This is a genomic window from Bacillus sp. AP50 (assembly GCF_040492675.1).
Taxonomy (GTDB): Bacteria; Bacillota; Bacilli; order Bacillales; family Bacillaceae_G; genus Bacillus_A; species Bacillus_A cereus.
The window spans coordinates 1-5,883 of the sequence record NZ_JBEUTW010000535.1; the positions used below are offsets into that span (position 1 = coordinate 1).

Sequence of the window (5,883 nt, forward strand, 5' to 3'; positions counted from 1 at the left end):
CCTTTATATAATCCTGATTCTGATACTCCAAGAAAACATAAGTAAAGCACTGGAATTAACATTACAAACATAATTGCAACGAACTGTATCAATTCAACAAATTTTTGTATCTTCGTTTCTTTGTCTGAATAAATATCAGGTAACTCATTTTCCTCGTCTACTTCTTTACAAAAATAATTCCACTTCGCAAAACTCGTTACATGTTTCCATCCACACATTTCATATATTTCAATATATTCTTTTTGTTTTTCTTTTGAATCTTTATAATCCAGTCTAAAATCCGCTTTATATACTACATCTTTTGGTTCAGTTTTCTTAAACGTATACATTACATTATACTTTTGTAAAGCCCATCCTTTTTGATGCATTTTTCTTAAAAAAGCTTCTTCTTTTTCCAAGCTCCATATCGCAAAAGGTTTGAATACCTTCTTTGTCTCCATTTCCCATTCACTCCCCTAATATACTATTTCCATTCCTTACAGATCTCTGCAATCTGTTATATTCTAGCTCTAACACTTCTCTCCCAAACGCCGTTAACTCATAGCACTTCTTTCTATCTGTAGAGGCAACTTCAACAATTAATTTTTCTTTAAGTAATTTCGTCGTATTCCCGTATAAAGTACCAGGACCGAGCTTTACTTCCCCATTTGTCATCTCTTCTACCATTTGCATAATTCCATAGCCATGCATTGGCTTTACAAGTGACAATAATATGTAGTATGTCGCCTCAGTTAACGGAATATATTTTTGCGCCTTCGCATTCATTATAACTACCTCCGATACATCGTCTTATGATATATCGACTTACGATACATCGTATATCGATATTGTATAATCATATTCCAAAATATGCAAGAGTAATTTAATAATTAAATATCCATTTCTTTGAATTAAAAAAACATACAAATTTTCTGAATAATTTGTTAAAATATAGAAATATTAGCTCTTTTATAACGAAAGGAATGGTACATATGATAAATAAATTGAAAGAAAGCATCGGATCTGTGTTTGTTGGGAAAGAAAATGTTATTGATCTACTGCTCGTTTCACTTCTTGCTGATGGACATGCACTACTCGAAGACGTGCCTGGTACTGGGAAAACGTTACTGGCAAAAACCATTTCCAAAAGTATTGGTGGTAGTTTTTCTCGCGTTCAATTCACCCCTGATGTGCTTCCAAGTGATATAACAGGTATTGAATACTTCAACCCAAAAACAAGCGAATTCGAATTAAGAATTGGACCAGTTATGACAAACATTTTGCTGGCAGATGAAATTAACCGTGCAATGCCGAGAACGCAGTCGAGTTTGTTAGAAGCGATGGAAGAACGACAAGTGACGCTCGAAAAACAATCTACGCCTCTGCCGAAACCGTTCTTTGTTATTGCGACGCAAAACCCAATTGAATCACAAGGGACTTTCCCTCTTCCAGATGCACAGCTTGATCGCTTTTTAATGACGATTTCAATAGGTTATCCTACTCCTGAAGATGAGCTACAAATGATGCGACGTTTTCGGAACGATTTACCATTAGAAAGTGTCACATCTGTCATCTCATTAGAAGATATTTTAGAATCTCAAAAACGAGTAAAAGAAATATTTGTTTCGGAACCGTTAGAACATTACATTATTAAACTTGCTCATGCTACAAGAAATCATGATTATATCGCTAACGGTGTAAGCCCACGTGCCACATTAGCTTTAGTACGTGCTGTTCAAGCTTTAGCCTTTTTACATGGGAGAGAATATTGCACACCAGAAGATATACAATTGTTAGTTCCTTCTGTTTGGAATCACCGTATCGTCTTATCAATGGAAGGTGCATTACGTACGACAAAAAATGATATTATGAAAAGTATTTTAAAAGAAGTTGACGTACCTGTGGAGATTGAGCAAGCATGAATGGACAGCGTGTTGTAACTGTGCCTTTATTTTTTCAACTCCATATTATTCAACTAACCGTTCCAATCGCGTTACTTTTCACATTCTTTTTCCCGCAACGAATGCTTATGTTTCTCTTTTTCTTCTATTATATATTTGCGATTTTTATTTATAAATATGTCGCTTTCATAGAGAAGAAGTTTCAAATCATAAATGAGAAACAAACTACACGGCTTTTTCCTGAGGAATCTGGACAGTTTTTTATTCATTTAAAAAATGGAGCCAGCATACCGCTCGTTAATGGTGTTTGTTACTTTCATTTAAATTCGTCCCTTATACCGCATAAAGAGCAAGGCATTGAACAAATATCAAAAACATTATTCTCTTTCCCATTTTCACAACCTGCACATTCGGCACAAAAATGGGGTTTAACATTAACCGCAACGAAGCGTGGTGTGTTTCAAATTGAACAGTTTGAATGTGTATTAAAAGATCCATTTCATCTATTAACTGTACATTTACCTGTTTTTGATAAATTAAGGACTGAAATTATTGTGTATCCTTCTCCTAAAGAAGTAGCAGGTTTGCAAGAACTTCAGCAACTTTTGAATGGATTTTATCGAACGAATTTTTCTTTTTACAATGATGAAACATCTATTATCGGTGTAAAGCGATATGAGCGTGAGTCTTTCCGCTCTATTCATTGGAAGGCATCTGCTAAAATGCAACAATTACAAGCGAAGCAATATGAACCTGTAAAAAATTATAGTTGGACGATTTGTCTTTCTTTAGCTGCCGATCGTGGATTTGGTTGGAAAGATAATGTAGAAGAACTTATTTCATATGCAACATACATTTTCCAGTACACAACGAAGCACCACATTCCGTTTGAATTGTTTATTAGTGTATTAGCAGAAGGCGGTGCATTACATGTACCGTTAAATGAAGGACAAACACAATATGCAAAAGCTTTAGAAGAATTAGCCCGTATTTCAGATGATAGTACGTTACTTCCGAAACAAGGATTCCTTCATTATGTAAAGAGAAAGAGAGAACGATCGTCTACAATGATATACATTGGTTTACAAAGAAATGAACTCCCTCTTCTCTCGCAGCCAACGTTTCTCATTACTAGTGAAGGGATGGTGGAACCAGTTGAAAACTTGGCTATATCACATTCATGATTTCATTCTGCTCCTCCTGCTTTCATTATTAACAGAAAGAGATGAACTAATTAGTATTGCAATATTTTTAACAACAGGCTATATTGGAGTATTTCTTATTCATAAATTTATGCAGAAAAAAACAACAGGATTTGTAATACTTTTAGTTCTTCAAATCGTTCTTTTCTCTTTATTTTTACCTTTTTCTCTTTTTGGCACAATCATATTACCACTATTTTTCTTTATCGTACATGCGATCGGACCTGGATATCCAGTTCAAAAATCTTTAGGTGGTATTGTATGGTTTGTTGTTTCAGCTATATTTTATGCACCCTTTCCACCGTTGTGGAAACTATTAATGTTAGCCTTGCATCTTATGATTACATTTTGGTTAACCGGGGCAAATCGCAAACAACAACTATTACGTTTTGCTTCTATCATTACGATTGGCTTAATGAGTATATTAATTGTTCAAGTATTTCCTTTCATTCGACTTATTTTTGGTTTTATAACGGAAGTAGTCGCATTAGGCGTCGGCTATGCTTTAATGCCATTAATTAAAGCAGCGGAATTAAAAGATACTGAAGATGTTTGGGCAAATAAAGGACATCTCTTAAAACCAAAAATTGAAGACGGAAAAAAATTTCCTGATTTTGATCCAATACTCATAAATAGCGCTACAATAATAGTCTGTACAGCTATCGCTATTTACGTCGTTTGGAAAATAGTAAAAAAACGAAAACATTTAAGTTTACCAAATATGCCCGCCTTCGAATCTACTATCATTACTGATAAAGAAGGAATGAGCCAAAATCATTTTAAACGAAATAAACCACCGCATAACGAAATTCGGAAGGAAATTTTCAAGCTAGAGAGTAAGTTAACCCCTCCTTTAAATAGAAAACGGGGAGAAACTGTTGAAACTTGGCTAGAAAGAATAAACGATGAAGAAGATGTAAATATTCAAAGTGATATTATTATAGATGCTTATAATACTGTGCGGTATTCAAATGGTGCAAACACTGTACTTCTACATGAATTTAAGGAAGAGATTCATAAGCTTTATGCATATCAAAAAAATTTGAAGAAACGAAAGAAATAACGTAACAAAAAGACTCCTATATTCATAGGAGTCTTTTTATACTTCTACGTTGCTTTTTAAATGGAAGCATTCTTCCCTGCTTCAATTTCTAATGACTCTTCATGCCACCAAAGTGTTTCTTCAGGGTCTTCTTTAGCGATTAGGTGTGCTTCTTTTTTCGTTTCTACTGTAGGATATGAACCTTTTAGCGCACGCCCTGAAGTCGTAACGAATAGTACACTAAATACAACTAATCCAATAATACTTACACCTGCTAAATAAAATGCCGGTGCGAGCGGGTTACCAGTTGCATGAACTAAGTATGAACATACGAGCGGTGTTGTTCCACCGAATATCGATACAGAAATATTAAATGAGATCGAAAGTGCTCGATAACGTACATCAGTGAAAAAGAGTGATGGTAATAATGAAGGTAATGTTCCTTCATATACACTTAAGAAGAAACCTAGTACGAAAATACCTGCAAATATAGCTGCAATATGTCCGTTACCTATTAGTAAAAATGCTGGAATTGCAAATACAGTTAAACCAAGTAAACCAATTTGCACAACGCGTTTATTACCAATTTTATCACTTAATTTACCGAAATATAGTGCTAGTGGAATCATAAGTGCCATCGTAATAGAAATAATTAATAAGCCTGTTGTTTCTTCGACTTTAAGTACTTGAGTTAGATAAGAAGGAATATACGAAAGAATCATATAATTTGTAATATTAAAGAAGGCGACAATTACTGTGCTTAATAAGAAGTCTTTTTTGTGATATTTAATAATATCCATAAATGAAAATTGTTCATTGTCTTCAGATTCCTCTTGTGCTTTTTCCATCTCTTCAAAGATTGGAGATTCATCTAGATGACGGCGTAAGTATAAACCGACCAAACCAATTGGTGCAGCTATTAAGAACGGAATACGCCATCCCCAGCTGAGCATTTGCTCATCTGTTAACAATAACGTCAAAATGGTAACAATTACCGATGCAGCAATGTAACCTGAGAGTGTTCCAATTTCAAGACCACTACCGAGTATACCACGCTTTTTATCTGGAGAAGATTCTGCGATATAAACCATTGCTCCTGAATATTCGCCGCCTGTAGAGAAGCCTTGAATCATTCGGGCAACTAAAAGTAGTATTGGTGCCCATACACCAATTTGTTCATAGGTTGGTAGTAATGCGATGAATAATGTAGAAAGTGCCATTAAAATAATAGTAGTACTTAACACGATTTTTCGGCCGTACTTATCTCCTATTCTACCAAAGAATACACCTCCGATTGGTCGAACGAGAAAGGCTGCTGCAAATGTACCGAATGTAAGTACAAGTTGCAATCCACTATTATCAACACCTGAGAAGAATAATTGACTTAAAATTACCGCTAAATACGCGTATAATCCGAAGTCAAACCACTCCATTGCGTTCCCTATACCAGTAGCAATTACTGCTTTCCTGGCTTGTTTAGGATTGACAATATTAACGTCTTGAGGTTCAAAATTTAAATCATTATTTTGTTGCATATAATAAAACAGCTCCTTATTTAATTTAACTTCTTTAAGCACACCTTCTCTTATTGAATAAAATTAATTCGAAGCACTTAAGGAAAAACAACGTCTCCTTATCTGTTATTATTATTTCACATAATTAATTATTTGTCCAATTAAATGCTCTTTTTATATAAAATTAAACCCTGTTTAACTTGTTATAAAATGACGTTTAGCTTATATAATATATACCTTTACAC

At 34.3% G+C, this 5,883-nt stretch carries 6 protein-coding genes; 3 read left to right on the plus strand and 3 right to left on the minus strand.

The window, feature by feature from the left end; all coding sequences use genetic code 11:
- Together ABWK52_RS26125 and ABWK52_RS26130 are read right to left on the minus strand one after the other, a co-directional pair.
- The coding region (locus tag ABWK52_RS26125; RefSeq protein ID WP_438825469.1) for a DUF2812 domain-containing protein at positions 1-440 on the minus strand (440 nt) is incomplete at its 3' end.
- A 7-nt stretch (positions 441-447) separates the two neighbouring features.
- Positions 448-765 (minus strand): PadR family transcriptional regulator, encoded by a 318-nt coding sequence (locus ABWK52_RS26130; RefSeq protein WP_098022288.1) that lies wholly within the window; start codon positions 763-765, stop codon positions 448-450.
- 206 nt (positions 766-971) lie between these two features.
- Between ABWK52_RS26130 and ABWK52_RS26135 the strand changes: the two genes are divergently transcribed.
- The 3 genes from ABWK52_RS26135 to ABWK52_RS26145 are packed head-to-tail and all read left to right on the plus strand — an operon-like array spanning position 972 to position 4,145.
- Positions 972-1,901 (plus strand): AAA family ATPase, encoded by a 930-nt coding sequence (locus tag ABWK52_RS26135; protein ID WP_098541955.1) that lies wholly within the window; start codon positions 972-974, stop codon positions 1,899-1,901.
- On the plus strand, positions 1,898-3,064 hold the full coding sequence (locus ABWK52_RS26140) for a DUF58 domain-containing protein (protein WP_001014390.1): 1,167 nt from the start codon (positions 1,898-1,900) through the stop codon (positions 3,062-3,064). The genes ABWK52_RS26135 and ABWK52_RS26140 overlap by 4 nt, the downstream gene beginning before the upstream one ends.
- Positions 3,036-4,145 carry a DUF4018 domain-containing protein gene (locus tag ABWK52_RS26145; protein ID WP_098541957.1) on the plus strand — a complete coding sequence of 370 codons (1,110 nt, stop codon included), beginning with the start codon at positions 3,036-3,038 and terminating at the stop codon, positions 4,143-4,145. Before ABWK52_RS26140 ends, ABWK52_RS26145 begins: the two co-directional genes overlap by 29 nt.
- Positions 4,146-4,201: 56 nt before the next feature.
- On the opposite strand, the gene ABWK52_RS26150 is transcribed toward ABWK52_RS26145, so the two are convergent.
- Positions 4,202-5,659 carry an MFS transporter gene (locus ABWK52_RS26150; protein WP_001186925.1) on the minus strand — a complete coding sequence of 486 codons (1,458 nt, stop codon included), beginning with the start codon at positions 5,657-5,659 and terminating at the stop codon, positions 4,202-4,204.
- Positions 5,660-5,883: the final 224 nt, after the last annotated feature.

Coding starts and splice junctions, on each gene's coding strand:
- ABWK52_RS26130 (WP_098022288.1), bottom strand. CDS start 765: ATGAATGCGAAGGCGCAAAAATATATTCCGTTAACTGAGGCGACATAC.
- ABWK52_RS26135 (WP_098541955.1), top strand. CDS start 972: ATGATAAATAAATTGAAAGAAAGCATCGGATCTGTGTTTGTTGGGAAA.
- ABWK52_RS26140 (WP_001014390.1), top strand. CDS start 1,898: ATGAATGGACAGCGTGTTGTAACTGTGCCTTTATTTTTTCAACTCCAT.
- ABWK52_RS26150 (WP_001186925.1), bottom strand. CDS start 5,659: ATGCAACAAAATAATGATTTAAATTTTGAACCTCAAGACGTTAATATT.